Annotated in this window: 13 protein-coding genes; 2 read left to right on the top strand and 11 right to left on the bottom strand. The window is 36.5% G+C overall.

The window, feature by feature from the left end; all coding sequences use genetic code 11:
• Nucleotides 1–59 precede the first annotated feature (59 nt).
• Together HUS24_RS02280 and HUS24_RS02275 are read left to right on the top strand one after the other, a co-directional pair.
• Nucleotides 60–2537, top strand: coding sequence for an LPS-assembly protein LptD (locus tag HUS24_RS02280; RefSeq protein WP_173910432.1), 2478 nt, complete (start codon nt 60–62; stop codon nt 2535–2537).
• On the top strand, nt 2537–3856 hold the full coding sequence (locus HUS24_RS02275; protein WP_173910431.1) for a peptidylprolyl isomerase: 1320 nt from the start codon (nt 2537–2539) through the stop codon (nt 3854–3856). The genes HUS24_RS02280 and HUS24_RS02275 overlap by 1 nt, the downstream gene beginning before the upstream one ends.
• A 289-nt stretch (nt 3857–4145) precedes the next feature.
• On the opposite strand, the gene HUS24_RS16990 is transcribed toward HUS24_RS02275, so the two are convergent.
• From HUS24_RS16990 to HUS24_RS02225, 11 genes are all read right to left on the bottom strand, one after another.
• The gene (locus HUS24_RS16990; protein ID WP_254433792.1) at nt 4146–4751 is read right to left on the bottom strand and encodes a hypothetical protein; all 606 of its coding nucleotides are present in this window, start codon (nt 4749–4751) and stop codon (nt 4146–4148) included.
• Between the two features lie 64 nt (nt 4752–4815).
• Nucleotides 4816–5394, bottom strand: a complete 579-nt coding sequence (locus HUS24_RS16985) for a hypothetical protein (RefSeq protein ID WP_254433791.1) — start codon at nt 5392–5394, stop codon at nt 4816–4818.
• Between the two features lie 372 nt (nt 5395–5766).
• Complete coding sequence (gene hfq / locus HUS24_RS02265) at nt 5767–6282, bottom strand: RNA chaperone Hfq (RefSeq protein WP_173910430.1); 516 nt, start codon at nt 6280–6282, stop codon at nt 5767–5769.
• A 91-nt stretch (nt 6283–6373) separates the two neighbouring features.
• A complete protein-coding gene (gene miaA / locus HUS24_RS02260; protein WP_173910429.1) occupies nt 6374–7318 on the bottom strand; it encodes a tRNA (adenosine(37)-N6)-dimethylallyltransferase MiaA in 945 nt (314 codons plus the stop codon).
• Nucleotides 7319–7324: 6 nt separating this feature from the next.
• Nucleotides 7325–9334, bottom strand: coding sequence for a DNA mismatch repair endonuclease MutL (mutL, locus tag HUS24_RS02255; protein WP_173910428.1), 2010 nt, complete (start codon nt 9332–9334; stop codon nt 7325–7327).
• 8 nt (nt 9335–9342) lie between these two features.
• The gene (tsaE, locus tag HUS24_RS02250) at nt 9343–9813 is read right to left on the bottom strand and encodes a tRNA (adenosine(37)-N6)-threonylcarbamoyltransferase complex ATPase subunit type 1 TsaE (protein ID WP_173910427.1); all 471 of its coding nucleotides are present in this window, start codon (nt 9811–9813) and stop codon (nt 9343–9345) included.
• 150 nt (nt 9814–9963) lie between these two features.
• The gene (locus HUS24_RS02245) at nt 9964–11265 is read right to left on the bottom strand and encodes an aminotransferase class I/II-fold pyridoxal phosphate-dependent enzyme (protein WP_173910426.1); all 1302 of its coding nucleotides are present in this window, start codon (nt 11263–11265) and stop codon (nt 9964–9966) included.
• Nucleotides 11266–11295: 30 nt separating this feature from the next.
• Nucleotides 11296–11994, bottom strand: a complete 699-nt coding sequence (locus HUS24_RS02240; protein ID WP_173910425.1) for a glutamine amidotransferase — start codon at nt 11992–11994, stop codon at nt 11296–11298.
• Complete coding sequence (locus HUS24_RS02235; protein WP_173910424.1) at nt 11994–13181, bottom strand: aspartate aminotransferase family protein; 1188 nt, start codon at nt 13179–13181, stop codon at nt 11994–11996. Before HUS24_RS02235 ends, HUS24_RS02240 begins: the two co-directional genes overlap by 1 nt.
• Nucleotides 13178–13426: a hypothetical protein gene (locus tag HUS24_RS02230; protein WP_173910423.1), complete on the bottom strand. Its 249-nt coding sequence runs from the start codon at nt 13424–13426 to the stop codon at nt 13178–13180. The genes HUS24_RS02235 and HUS24_RS02230 overlap by 4 nt, the downstream gene beginning before the upstream one ends.
• Nucleotides 13419–14153: a YggS family pyridoxal phosphate-dependent enzyme gene (locus HUS24_RS02225; protein WP_173910422.1), complete on the bottom strand. Its 735-nt coding sequence runs from the start codon at nt 14151–14153 to the stop codon at nt 13419–13421. Before HUS24_RS02225 ends, HUS24_RS02230 begins: the two co-directional genes overlap by 8 nt.
• Nucleotides 14154–14306 lie beyond the last annotated feature (153 nt).

Below are 14306 nucleotides of genomic sequence, written 5' to 3'. Positions count from 1 at the left end.
TTTTTCTCTATGATTCGACAATAATTAATTGCGATCTGCATACTTGGTTAATGAGACAAATGAAGCATCAGTTTAAATTTAATCCTTTAGCGACTGCTATTTTGACACTTCTTTGCGGAAGTTCAGTATCCAGCTATGCCGAATCTACGGACACTGCGCCTGCTGTGGATAATGAAACATTAAAATCAGCCATTCAGGAAAGCTATCCGGGACAAAATTTCTTTAGTCAATATTATGTAGACAAAGAATCTGCACAAGCCCAACTACGCGATCCTGATACTATCAGCAACCGTTATTGCGATGGAGTTTGGGTCACACCTTTTAATACCGAACAAAAAGCAGCATCGCCTGAAGAAACAACTTCTGTCATTACTGCGGATCATGGCTATTACAATCCAAATGGCGACTCTACCCTTTCAGGGGATGTGGTCATCGATCAAGATGGTCGCATGGTGCGTGCCGATGAAGTCGTCATTGATAAAACTCAAACCTTTGCCAAAGCCAAAGGCAATGTGCAAATGGCACAAGGCGGCTTGATCGCACAAAGTGATCAAATTGATTACAATTTAAAGACCCAAACAGGCGAACTCAACAATAGTTTCTATATTGCTGAAGCAACACATGCACACGGTCATGCTAAAAAAATCGAAAGAACTTCGCCTGAAAAAGTCGTACTTGAAGATGCAAGCTATACGACTTGTCCACCTGAACAATCACCAACATGGCAACTAAAAGCCAATAAAATTGAACTAAATCAAGAAACTGGCCGTGGTGTGACACGTGGCACTAAACTCTACCTTAAAAACACCCCTGTTCTCGCTGTGCCTTATTTTAACTTCCCGATTGATGACCGTCGTACCACAGGGATTTTAAATCCAACGTTTGGTTTTACCAACGATGGTGGTGTTGAAGTTGCAGTCCCTGTTTATTTAAACTTAGCACCCAATTATGATGCCACCATTACCCCTCGTGTCATTAGTGATCGTGGTGTACAAGCTGCAGGTTCATTTCGTTATTTAACAGAAGATTTTGGCGCAGGTCGTATTTGGGGAAGTTACTTACCTTCAGACAAAGAATATGACGATAAAGATCGTAAAGATTTACACTTCTTACATGCTTGGCAAATTAACGATCAATGGTCAACCAATTTAGAATATAACTACGTTTCTGATAAAGACTTTTTCTCAGACTTAGACAGCGACCCGAACTCACGCACAGAACTCAATCAGCGACGTGCTTGGGAGTTAAACTATGCCAATGGCATTCCCGGTTTAAATGCAAAATTACGTGTTGAAGACTTCCAAACACTCGACAAAGCCTTAGCTGATGTAGATAAGCCTTATGCGCGCTTACCACAACTGTTGGTGAATTATGTGAAAGGTGATCCTCAAGGTTTAGAGTTTGAGTTCAATAACGATACCGCTTATTTCCAAAAAGATATTAATGATTTTAATAGAGCTACTAACGCCGATTCATCTATTTATCAACCAAGTGGTACGCGTCTTTATAACGAACTTTCTGCACGTTATAACTTTAGAAATCCGTGGGGTTTTGCCATTCCACAAGCCAGCGTCCGTACTTTAAATACTTTTTATGATCAAAAAACCATTGATCGTATTGATGCAGCGAATCCAAGCCAGACCAGTGACAATAAAAATAAATCTGTCGTTGTGCCTGAGTTTACTTTTGATGCAGGTTTAACCTTTGAACGTGAAGGTAAATACTTACAAACCATTTCACCGCGTGCATTTTATGCTTATGCACCGTATGAAAATCAAAATGGTTATCCAAACTTTGACTCTACCACCGCATCCATCAGCTATGATCAACTCTTTAACCCACGTCGCTTCTATGGACATGACCGCTTAGAAGACAATAACTTCTTATCGCTTGGGGTGAGTTATAGTCTATTTGATACAGTCGGCTTAGAGCGTCTACGTGCAGGCATTGGTCAAAGTTATTATTTCCAAGATCGTCGTGTAACCCTGAATGAACGCAGTGATGAATTTGACACAGAACGCAAAACAGGGCCTGTTGTCAGTTTATCTAGTCAGTTGACAGAAAATTTTACTGTGAGCGCAAATTCAGCATGGATGTCGAATGGTGATAATGCTCAACGTGATTTCCAACTGTATTACACAGGGAATAAAGGCAATTTATATAACATCGGTTATTTCTACCGTGATTATTTACCAGATCGACAAGAACAATACGATCAAGTAGTTGCATCATTTATACAACCCGTAAAAGACAATTGGCGTATCATGGGGCATGTGCAATATGATATAGACAATAACGTTGCACGTGAATATCTTGCAGGGATCAATTACGAATCATGCTGTTGGGGTGTTTCACTGTATGGTCGTGAGTATTTTAATGATTTAGATGATGTAAATGCACCAGATGCCAAGCCTAAACGTGCTGTGATGGTTGAATTTACATTAAAAGGCTTAGGTGGCTTAAACAATAAATTAAGTTCGCTGTTAGAAAACCGTATTTTAGGCTTCGATAAAGTTAATCAAACTTGGACACATTAATGAAGACGCAAAATTTAAAACTACTTTTTAAGGCTAGCGCATTAGCACTATTCATTTCTTCATCAATGCCGACATTTGCTGCACCTACTGACCAAGTGATTGCAGTCGTTGGTGATCGTGCAATTTTAAAAAGCGATTTACAGCAAGGAATGGCTGAAGCTGCGCACCAACTGCAAGCACAAAAGAAAGAAGTTCCACCCGCTCAGGTTTTACAACGTCAGATTTTAAACCAATTAATCATACAAAATGCTCAGCTTGACCAAGTTAAACGTTACAATTTAAAAATTGATGAAAAGACTTTGAATGATGCAGTACTGAAAGTTGCTAATCAATCAGGTGTAACCACGCTTGAAGCTTTCCAACAGAAACTGGATGCGATGGCACCAGGAACTTACGAAGGCTTACGTAATCGTATTTCAGATGATTTACTGATTCAACGTTTACGTCAGCAACAAGTCATGTCTCGTATTAAGATCTCTGATCAAGATGTAGAGAACTTCCTTAAATCTCCTGAAGGTCAAGCTGCTGTTGGCAGCCAAGCGCATGTTATTCACGTGCGTATCTCAGGTGATGCGAGTGCCAGCGAACTTGAAAATACAGCAAAACAAATTAAGACTGAGCTAAATAGCAACAATGATGTGAAAGCATTAGAGCAAAAGTTTAGTCAAGATAAAGTTAAGGTTGAAGGTGCTGACATGGGCTTTCGCCCACTTTCTGCCATCCCAGCAGATCTTGCGGCACGAGTCAGTTCACTCAGTGCAGGACAAACCACCGATTTAATCAAAGCACAAGATGGTATTCATGTGCTCAAACTAATTGAACGTAAAGGCAATGAGCAAAAAGCACTGGTGACTCAATACGAAACACGCCATATCCTGATTAAACCTTCTGAAGTCGTAACACCTGAAAATGCCAAACAAAGTATTGAAAGTATTTATAATCGCTTAAAAGCAGGCGATGACTTTGCAACTCTTGCTGCAACTTATTCAAATGACCCAGGTTCGGCACGTGATGGTGGAAGTTTAGGTTGGGTGAGTCCAGGTATGATGGTACCTGAGTTTGATAAAGTAATGCAAAACACCCCTGCTGGCGAAATTAGTCAACCGTTTGAAACTCAGTTTGGTTGGCACATCTTGAAAGTCCAAGATATTCGTAAACAAGACATGACCAATGAATATCAAAAACGTATGGCACGTCAAATTTTAGGTGAACGTCAATTCGACTCTGAACTCGATGGTTGGTTGCGTGAACTACGTGCCAATACCTATGTTGAAATCAAAGATAAAAGTTTAGATGATAAAAGTTATCAGCCTCAATAAATCTATAAGACAAGCAACAAAAAACCAGTCTTAATTGACTGGTTTTTTTATAAAAATAGTCACATATAATTAAACTGCTTAATCATCCTATACTTTTTAAAGAATAGCTTGAAAAGAGTAATGCTATTTCAAAAAGTATGCTGACCATATTTCACCCACCACTTAAATGTCATGAAGCCTTGAAAACATAGAGAACTTAATTTATGTATTTTTAGTTTCTCTATTCATAGATTTAACTGGCATAAAATTTAAAACACTACCTTAGAACATTACCAAAAATTTAACCCACTCATTTCCGATAAGGAGCTAATGCAGTACCCGCCTCTTCAACAAGACTCATTAATATTTTATACTCTGCATAACTGTCTTTTAAATATTGAAGTTCTGAGTCTCTTTTTTCATTACCAAGAATTTCACAATGATATTGATAACGTTTTTCTAGATAATCCTGATCTAAGCCAAGTGCAATAATCATAAGTTCCTGTGACCAATGCATTTGCACTAGGATATTATCAATATTATCCCCATAAGCCCAAGTTTGTAGACTGTTTAAATTACCATCTGCAAAATGCTGGTGTAACAATTTGATAAAACGGTCAAACTCTACTAAGAAATTTTTGACCCCATAGCTGCTTTCCCATTTATAATTTGTATCAAACTCTAATGGATAAAATTTTTCAGCGCCAGATAACTTTTGTGTAGTATCTCTAATATCTACAATATCTATTCTAATTTTAAGTTTCTTCGCAAATTTATGTTTCATTTCCTCTGTTAAGAAATGATTTGTAAGATCCAAAGTCAAATCAATGTTTGGAAATTTACTTAAACTCTTGAGAGAAAATTTTAATTGGTAAAAAATATTTTGTTTTTTATTAATAAATATAAAATATCGCATCCCACTATTTATAGAGGTTTCGGCATCAGGTTCATTCCAGCGCGGTTCAATAAAATCATATTTGCTATAGAATCGATGTAACTCTAGATTTTTTTAAAATAGGATGATGTAAACACCATAACTTAAACAATTCTTCCGCTTTCTTTATATTGCGAGGTGCTTCAATTTTGTCTAGCTCAAAAGACTGTTGCTCAGTACTCAGTGGTTTTAAAAAAGATGTTAAAACAGCTGTGACTGCTTGATCAGGGACTTGTACAGCACTATTTCCCCACACTGAAAAGCGTGGTTCATAAAAACCAACCCCTGAATACTGAACTGCCTCATAAAATACCCTGTATAAAGCATCGCCCTGTGCAACAATATCAAAATGTTCTAATTCTAATATCGCACATGGCTCAGCTGTGAGGCCATGCTGTAAATCAATACACCACTGCTGAACTTCCTTTGAAAAATATTCGCTGTAGTCAGAATGGGTAACTTTTTGAACCATATATTCCGCCCAATCTTGCAACTTTTTACCCACCGCAGTTGTATCTCGATGCTGTTGGTATAACTCATAAGCTGCGCGCTCAGATTCATTCAATGAAGGAATTTGCCCTGTAAAAATTTCAGGTTCCCACAAATAAATTGCACCTAATGACATTTTTTGTCCTTTAATTAAATAGTTTTATTCATTTGATTAAGACCTCATACTTTTAAAAGCACAAGACCAACTTTTTATTTTTAAACAATTACTTATAGTTCATTTTCGTAGATTATTCAAAAGATTTTAACCACACATCTAACTGTTTTTCTTGACAAAGTAGAATCAAATTCTCATTTTCATCTTTTGAGGATATTCTCAGCTCTAACAAAGTTGAAAGCAATGAGATCGAACAAGCCCTCTGTGCTTTTAGTTATATCTTCTTCTATAATGAGTTTTATGACTATTTTCAATACATAAAAAATGGGTACTCTAAAAGTACCCATTTTCAACACATGAATTAAAAAGCTTAATTCATACAATAATCATGAATTAACGATTATTTTCATCATCTTGTGAATCTTCAAACTTAGTTTCACCTTCGAAACCAGCGCCTGATTGACCACCGAAGCCGCCTTGACCGCCGAAGCCGCCTTGACCACCAAAGCCACCTTGACCACCAAAGCCACCTTGGTTACCACCAAAGCCACCTTGACCACCAAAGCCACCTTGACCACCAAAGCCACCTTGACCACCAAAGCCACCTTGACCACCGAAGCCACCTTGGTTACCACCAAAGCCACCTTGACCACCAAAGCCGCCAGCAGTTTGACCAGCCGCACCTGCTGGAGCGCCTGCTGGACGTGGATTGCGTGCAGGAACAACAGTAGAAATCGCATGCTTATAAACCATTTGGCTTACAGTGTTTTTCAATAACACTACATATTGGTCAAATGACTCAATATGACCTTGTAGCTTAATACCGTTTACAAGAAAGATAGAAACTGGAATGCGTTCTTTACGGAGAGAATTTAAGAACGGATCTTGTAAAGTTTGACCTTTAGACATTTTATACTCCAAAAAATTTTAAAAATCAGCGCAAAAACTATCTTTATTTTTCAATTAAAATTTATAAAAAAGATAGTAGGTAAATTTTGCTTTATCCATATAAGTTTCGCAAGTCTTCTTGAGCTTGCTTTATAGTCAAATAGGTTTTAAATTGGTGGGATTCTTGCAAAGATCTCAACCAAGTGTATTGACGTTTTGCTAATTGTCGTGTCGCGTATAACGCTTTATCCTCCATTTCTTGCTTACTTTTAAGACTTCTGTCACTATTTTTAAGATAATCCAAAGCTTGACGATAGCCAACAGAACGAGCTGAAGGCAAATTATCGTTTAGATCATATTTTTCAATCAAATTTTCAACTTCATTTAAAAAACCGATTTTCCACATATTTTTCAAACGAATCTCAATTCTTTGATGTAATTCTACCCGATCAGGCAATAAAGCATAATTATGAAAACTGTAACGGTATGCAACATTTTTGGGTTGTTCTGCTTGTAGTTTTGTAATTGCTTGCCCTGTCAATTTGTAAACTTCTAAAGCACGAATAATACGCTGCTTATCACTGACTTTAAATTTTTCACCTGCAAGTGGATCAACTGCTTTTAATTCCTCATACACGGCTTGCCAGCCTTTGGCCTCTCCTTTCGCCTCGATTTCTGCGCGCACAGCATAATCGGCACTAGGTAGGTTTGAAGATAAGCCTTCCAGCAATGCTTTGAAATAAAGCATAGTTCCACCCACCAATACGGGCATTTTGCCACGCGCATGTATTTGATCAATTAAATTACATGCATCTTCAACAAATTCTGCAGCAGAATAAACCTGTAAAGGTGTAATAATATCAATTAAATGGTGAGGATATTGCTGTTGTTCAGCTTTGGTGGGCTTGGCAGTGCCAATATCCATATCTTGATACACCAATGCAGAATCAACTGAAATCAGCTCTACATCACCACGCTCATAGAGTTCACATGCCAAAGCAGTTTTACCGCTTGCAGTAGGTCCCATTAAATTGATAACAGGCAATTGATTTGACATGAACAACTACTCTCCTCGAGCAAATAATTTATCTAATTGTGTCAATGGAAATGCTCGCCAAGTCGGGCGACCATGATTACACTGACTGGCAAATTCAGTTTGTTCCATTTGACGCAGCAAGGCATTCATTTCGGACAAACTTAGCATGCGATGCGCACGTACCGCACCATGACAAGCCATACCAGCCAAAATATGATCTCGCTTTTGTTGCAGAGCTTGCGCTTCATCATTTGGATCTAAATCATTTAATAATTCTGGTACAAGTGCCGCAAAATCAGCTTTATGCAAAATCGCAGGCACACCACGAACGATCACTTGTTCATCGCCATATTGGTCAATGTCTAAGCCTAAGCGTTCCAATTGTGGCTTTAATTCTTCAATCCGTGTGGCTTGCATGCGAGTGATAGAAATCACTTTGGGAATTAACAATTGTTGTGATGTCCAAAACTCAGGTTTATCCCACGCCATTTTCATTTGCTGTAACAAAATACGTTCATGTGCAGCATGCATATCGACAATGATCAAACCTTCAGTATTTTGCGCCAAAATATAAATACCGTGTAGCTGCGCAATGGCAACACCTAAAGGATATTCATCTACCTGTACTGCTTTAACTGCATTTAACGCTGCAACGGATTGGTCATATGAAGCTTGATCAGACAAAGCTTCCTGAGCTTCATTCTGATGAGAAACTTCACGTAAAGGCGCAAGATAACTTTTTAAAGCATTATTGAGCTGCGGGGTACTACGATATTGCTGTTGCGCTTGATAGTGCACGCTTTGCGGTTGATTTGAACTAAAATCAGTCAATACCTCAGGCTCAGGCGGAGAATGATCACCTTGCTGACTTAGGCTATTTCCCTGTGGTGTTTGTGAAGTAGTTGTATCTCGATGTAATTGAAATTGTTCTTGATAACGCGGTTGAGCAACTTGCAAATCAGTTGCTGCTTGCTCTGTTTTCATTGCACTAGATAAATCAGCAGTTGCTGTTTGAAATTGCGCTAAAGTATCTTTAGCAAAATGGCGAACAAACTCATGCACTTCACGTTGATTTAAAAAGCGAATCTCATGTTTGGTCGGATGTACATTGACATCAATATTTTCAGGATCAACTTCTAAAAATAACAAATATGCTGCGTGTTGATGTCCATGCAAAATACCATCATACGCCATACGCAGCGCATGGGAAATGGTTTTATCTTTAACAATACGCCCATTCACATAAACATATTGTAAATCTGCTTGCGCACGTGCATCAGAAGGATGACCGAGCCACCCTGTTAAACGCATACTGATACTATCGGCATCGATCCAATACGCATTTTCAGTAAATTGACGACCCAAAAGTTGTTGTACACGTTGAAAGCGTAATTCCCCACTGTCTGCAATCGGAAGATTCAAGCGAATATTCTCGTTATGTTCTAACACAAAACGAATATCAAAATGGGTTAAAGCCAAACGTCTAACGATTTCTTCAATATGCCCAAACTCAGTATTGGGTTTCTTCAAAAACTTACGCCGTGCAGGTACATTAAAAAATAAATCCTGTACCCGAATATGTGTTCCTTTTTGAGCAGCTACAGCTTGAATCTCTTGGTGATCAAATGCCGTACCATTGACTTCAACTTGATAACCGACACCAGATTCATCTTGGCTACTGCTTAGCGTCAGACGTGAAACAGCAGCGATGGAAGCCAAGGCTTCACCACGAAAACCTAAACTCACAATGGCGTGTAAATCATCTGCGGTTTGAATTTTACTGGTTGCATGTCTTGTCACCGACAGCGCTAAGTCTTCAGGATGAATACCTTGTCCATTATCAATAATTTCTATTAAGGTACTGCCACCATTGGCTATTCTAACAATGAGCTCAGTTGCACCCGCATCAATTGAATTTTCTAATAATTCTTTGACCACAGAAGATGGGCGTTCAATCACCTCACCTGCCGCAATCTGGTTGGCAAGCGCAGGATGTAAGGTATGAATTCTTTTTTGGCTTAATTCTACTGTCGACATGCCAAAACCTATGCGTAATTTTCCTGTAATTGTGTATAAAATGCTGCATCATTTAACTCAATGATGACCTCTCGCATCTCTTCATCATCGGTTTTTAAAATATTTAAAATAATATCAGCTTGAGGAATTTCATCACCACCTTTGGATGGCCACTCAAACAAAAAAAGTGCATTTTCAATATCTAAATAGTCTCGAATTCCCATTAATTCAAGTTCATAAGGGTCATTTAAACGATATAAATCAAAATGAAAAACTTCTTTTCCTTGAATTTTATAAGGTTCAACCAGTGTATATGTGGGACTTTTTACAGCCCCTTGATGACCGAGTTTTTGTAGCCAATAACGCGTTAATGTGGTTTTCCCTACCCCCAAATCACCAATCAAATAAATTACACCTTGAGCAAAATTTTGCGCCAAAATACTGGCTAATTTTTGAGTATCTTGTTCATTGCTAAGGCTGAGTTTAAATGAATATTGCATAGATTGAGACAACACGGTAAAAGCAGTGCTTCATGATAACATTACATCGCTTTCAATGTAAAAACTACTGAAGTGGGAGATAATCTTTCACACAACTTTTTAAGTTAATTATTAACTGAATCCAAGCACCAACATGCATCATATTTTTATTTAACACATGATAGATAGTAAATCATCAACTAAGCTTTCGATTTGTGAATAGTTTAAATCTGATAAAGTCATACGTATCCCAAACGGAGTATTTTCAACAAAAAAATCATTCCCTGTGCGTACAGACCATCCTTTTTCTAATAATTTTTCTACACAATATTGTGGTTGATCCAGTGCCAACCACACATTTAGCCCATCATATGTTGCAGCACAGGAGATTTTTTTTTGCTGCATCAATTGTACAAAATATTGGTTATTCAGTGCATAATGTTGTCGTGCTTTTGCAATCTGTTGCGCAAAATCATGGTGAGTAAGCAATTGATAAACAATCTCTTGTAATAAATGACTGACCCAAGTCGTACCTGCATTCATTTTTTTTGCCAATAAATGAGCGGTATTTTGATCACAACAAATAAAGCAAAAGCGCAAATCAGGACCTAAGAATTTAGATACAGAGCGTAATACCGCCCAATTTTCAGCATTTTCAGGAATAACATGCTGATAATCTGCATTCGAAATTAAAGAAAAATGATCATCTACTAAAATCAAAGTATTTGGATAATTGCTTAGAATATTTTTTATATTTAATGCTTCTTCCGCAGTCAAACTATAACCCGTTGGATTATGTGCACGTGGTGTAATAATCAGTGCTTTAATATTATTTTTTAATGCTTGCTGAATATCTATTAAATTATGACCTTGATGATTCACTTGAATAGAATAAATCTGAAAATTTTGATTTTCTAAAATTTTAATACTATTAATATAACCAGGGCTTTCAATCGCGACAGGATCTTGTGCTAATAAATAAGCAGAAAGAATTTTTTCTATTCCATCCGTTGCTCCATTAGCTAATGTATAACAGGCATCAGGATGATAAGTTAAAATATCTGAAAATATATAACTGATGGCATATTGTTTTAAAGCTTTATGATAAATATTTTCACCATATAGGCCTACAGATAAATTCTGAAAATGAATATTCTGTAAATTGGGTAACAGTTCTCGATTTGGATTACCATGCGTTAAATCACAAATTTCTGCTTGTACATCAGATTGAATACCTTCACCACTGCGTACTTTTGTATAACTCACCCGAGTACCTAAACGCTTATTGGTTTGAATCACACCTAACTTCGCTAAGGCTGCATAGGCTGCAGAAATAGTATTACGATTCACATTTAACTGTTGTGCTAAATCACGAATATTGGGCAAAGTGTCACCTTCCTGATAAACACCTTGCGCAATTAAGAGTCGAATGCTCTCTTGTATTTCCTTGCCGTTCTTTCCTTGAATTTTCATACAATTTTATTCAAAACCAATCTCACAATATTATAGAGGTGTTAAATTATTTAACCAATCTTTTAGCATCAATTGACCTGCCTGCTTCAATTCAGCACCGTATAATGAACTTTCTTCTCTCAATTTATGTAGGTTGATCTCAGCTTTATTTAACTCACAAGTATGCCCTATCAACCATTTTTCAATTTCTTGTGTATTCACCTCAGGATGAAACTGCACCGCCAATATATGACGACCAATACAAAATGCTTGATTTTTATAATAATCAGAACTGGCTAAATGCGCACCTTGGGTGGGTAAATCAAAGGTATCTCCATGCCAATGCAAAACATTTTTACCATCTAAGAAGCGTAATGAAGAGGCAAGTCCAAGATCACTCAGTTGTAATTTCCCCCAACCAATTTCTTTATGATGTCCTGCATAAACCTTCCCACCAAGCGCTTGGGCAATCAGTTGTGCCCCCAAACAAATACCAAAAGTAGCATTATTTTCAGCTAATCTTTGTTTTAAAAGTTTTATTTCATCAATTAAGAAAGGATAAGCTTCGGTCTCATAAACACCGATTGGACCACCTAAAATAAATAAAGGCTGTTTAGACTTAAATGCAGATGTTAAATCATCTACACCTGCCTGAAAATAATGAATTTCATAATGATTATTTTCTAGAGTTTCAGTAAAAATCCCTAAATCTTCAAAACTTAGATGTTGTATGACATTAATTTTTTTCATTAGATAAGCTCCTTATTTTTAATAGATTTTGATTTTATAAAGTGATATAAACTATCGCAAAAATATTGAATATCCTCTTCTGTAATTAAGAAAGATGGTAATAATCTAATAATTTTACTTTGTGTAATATTAATGAGTATTTTATGCTGTAAGAATAGCTGTTGTGAAATATCCTCTATACTTTCATTCAGTTCAATTGCAACCATTAAACCCACACCACGTATTGATTTTATTCCCTCTACACTGGTAAATTTTGACTGTAATTGATTGATTAAATATTCTCCTTTTTGTTTATTCTTTAAAATAAGTTCCTCTCTTTCAATAATCTCCAAAACCTTTAAAGCCACACGACAAGCCAAAGGATTTCCACCAAAAGTCGAACCATGTAATCCTGGCATTAATAGATCATTTAATTTTTGACTCACTAGACATGCACCGATCGGTACTCCATTTGCCAAACCTTTTGCAAGGGTTAAAATATCTGGAATAATTCCCGCTTTTTGATGATAAAACCAATAGCCTGTCCGCGCTAAACCACATTGAATTTCATCTAAAATCAATAAAACTTTATATTGGTCACATATTTTTCTAAGTTGTTTTAGGTATAAGGTCGAAGCAATATGAATACCACCTTCACCTTGAATCGGCTCTAACAGAATGGCACAGACATTATGCTGTTGAATCACTTCGAGTATTTGATCAATACAGTTAAAATCAACGAAAATAAAACCATCAAGTAACTGTCCAAATTTTTCCTTGTATTTTTTATTTGAAGTTGCCGACAATGCTCCTAAAGTACGACCATGAAAACCTTGATTCATTACAATAATTTTTGGATTTTCAATATTTTTTTCATATGCATATAATTTTGCAATCTTAATCGCAGTTTCATTTGCCTCTGTTCCAGAATTACAGAAAAAACTCGCATGTAACTGAGTAATTTCAACCAGTTTATCACTCAACTTCTCTGACCAACTATTTTTAAATAAATTTGAAAGATGGATATAGTTCTGTATTTGTGCATGAATTTCACCATTCAGTTCAACATGCGAAAAACCTAAATTATTCACACCAATCCCAGAGGTCATATCTAAATAACGTGTGTTTGATTCATCCCATAGATAACACCCTTCTCCACGAATAAAGTCTACCTCTAATTTTTGATAAAAATTAATTAAACTGCTCATTCTTCAGTCCCCCAATCATCGCATCTTTGAAAATCAAAATGTGTAGCAATGACTTTGGTCACGCCATTTTCAACGGTTAATATTCTTTTTTCATTGCAACCTTTATAAATTTTAATCTCTAAATCTTGCTGAGAAACACTCTGAAGAAAAGCTGATAAATCTTTTTTGGGGAAATTATTTCCAGTAATAAATTTTCCAATCAAACGCTGTTGATGAAAAAGCTCAACTTGATAAATACTATCCATTACTTTTCCCCTGTTTTGGCCAATAATATTCATCGGGTAAAACTCGCTGACCAAAAATTGCTTGTCCTACCCGAATATCAGTGGCACCTTCTTCAATCGCAATCTCGAAATCTCCTGACATCCCCATAGATAGACGGGAAATATCTGGATAATAAATACGTGATTCATCCAATAGTTTTCTGAGTAATTGAAAACATTGTCTAATCTGCGACTCTTGCTTGGTATGTAAAGCTAAGGTCATTAAACCAACGACATTGAGTTGATCAAATTGCTGCATTTCATTCAAAAAATCTGCAAGTTGTTCAGGTTGAATGCCATATTTACTGGCTTCATTTGAGGTATTAACCTGTATAAAAACATCAATTTTTTTATCAATATACTGTAATTCTTTATTTAACTTTTCTGCTAACTTGATGCTATCAAGTGCGTGAAACTCTTTAATATATTGAATTATTTTTTTGGCTTTATTGGTTTGCAAATGTCCAATTAAAATCCATTCTAACTTTTCATGTGGCAACTGTTCAGCCTTACTGATGAGTTCCTGAACTTTGTTCTCTCCTACATGAGTTATCCCTAACTCTATAGCCATTTTGATCATGCCAACAGATTTGGTTTTAGTCACAGGAATTAACCGAATCTGTTTCGATGTTCGATTCACTCTTAAACAAGCATTTTCAATACGCTTTTGCAATTGTTGTAAATTTCCACTGATTTCTTGCTTGTTCATAATCACACCTTATTTTTGACCTAGGTCAAATATAAGCTATAAAATAACTTTTAAATAGCCAGCATAGCGCAATAAATGTAACTAAATATTTTAAAAATCAGGTTTTATGCTTATCTATATTCAATCAATGCATAAAAAGATCTTTTTAATTAG

The organism is Acinetobacter sp. Marseille-Q1618, from assembly GCF_902809855.1.
In the GTDB taxonomy this organism is placed as follows: Bacteria; Pseudomonadota; Gammaproteobacteria; order Pseudomonadales; family Moraxellaceae; genus Acinetobacter.
This window is presented reverse-complemented; position numbering and strand designations above follow the sequence as displayed.

What these genes read in the sequence shown, in the direction of transcription:
- HUS24_RS02225 (WP_173910422.1), bottom strand. Translation starts at nt 14,153, where the DNA reads ATGAACAAGCAAGAAATCAGTGGAAATTTACAACAATTGCAAAAGCGT.
- HUS24_RS16990 (WP_254433792.1), bottom strand. Translation starts at nt 4,751, where the DNA reads ATGCGATATTTTATATTTATTAATAAAAAACAAAATATTTTTTACCAA.
- hfq (WP_173910430.1), bottom strand. Translation starts at nt 6,282, where the DNA reads ATGTCTAAAGGTCAAACTTTACAAGATCCGTTCTTAAATTCTCTCCGT.
- tsaE (WP_173910427.1), bottom strand. Translation starts at nt 9,813, where the DNA reads ATGCAATATTCATTTAAACTCAGCCTTAGCAATGAACAAGATACTCAA.
- HUS24_RS02230 (WP_173910423.1), bottom strand. Translation starts at nt 13,426, where the DNA reads ATGGATAGTATTTATCAAGTTGAGCTTTTTCATCAACAGCGTTTGATT.
- HUS24_RS02245 (WP_173910426.1), bottom strand. Translation starts at nt 11,265, where the DNA reads ATGAAAATTCAAGGAAAGAACGGCAAGGAAATACAAGAGAGCATTCGA.
- HUS24_RS02240 (WP_173910425.1), bottom strand. Translation starts at nt 11,994, where the DNA reads ATGAAAAAAATTAATGTCATACAACATCTAAGTTTTGAAGATTTAGGG.
- mutL (WP_173910428.1), bottom strand. Translation starts at nt 9,334, where the DNA reads ATGTCGACAGTAGAATTAAGCCAAAAAAGAATTCATACCTTACATCCT.
- HUS24_RS02280 (WP_173910432.1), top strand. Translation starts at nt 60, where the DNA reads ATGAAGCATCAGTTTAAATTTAATCCTTTAGCGACTGCTATTTTGACA.
- miaA (WP_173910429.1), bottom strand. Translation starts at nt 7,318, where the DNA reads ATGTCAAATCAATTGCCTGTTATCAATTTAATGGGACCTACTGCAAGC.
- HUS24_RS02235 (WP_173910424.1), bottom strand. Translation starts at nt 13,181, where the DNA reads ATGAGCAGTTTAATTAATTTTTATCAAAAATTAGAGGTAGACTTTATT.
- HUS24_RS02275 (WP_173910431.1), top strand. Translation starts at nt 2,537, where the DNA reads ATGAAGACGCAAAATTTAAAACTACTTTTTAAGGCTAGCGCATTAGCA.
- HUS24_RS16985 (WP_254433791.1), bottom strand. Translation starts at nt 5,394, where the DNA reads ATGTCATTAGGTGCAATTTATTTGTGGGAACCTGAAATTTTTACAGGG.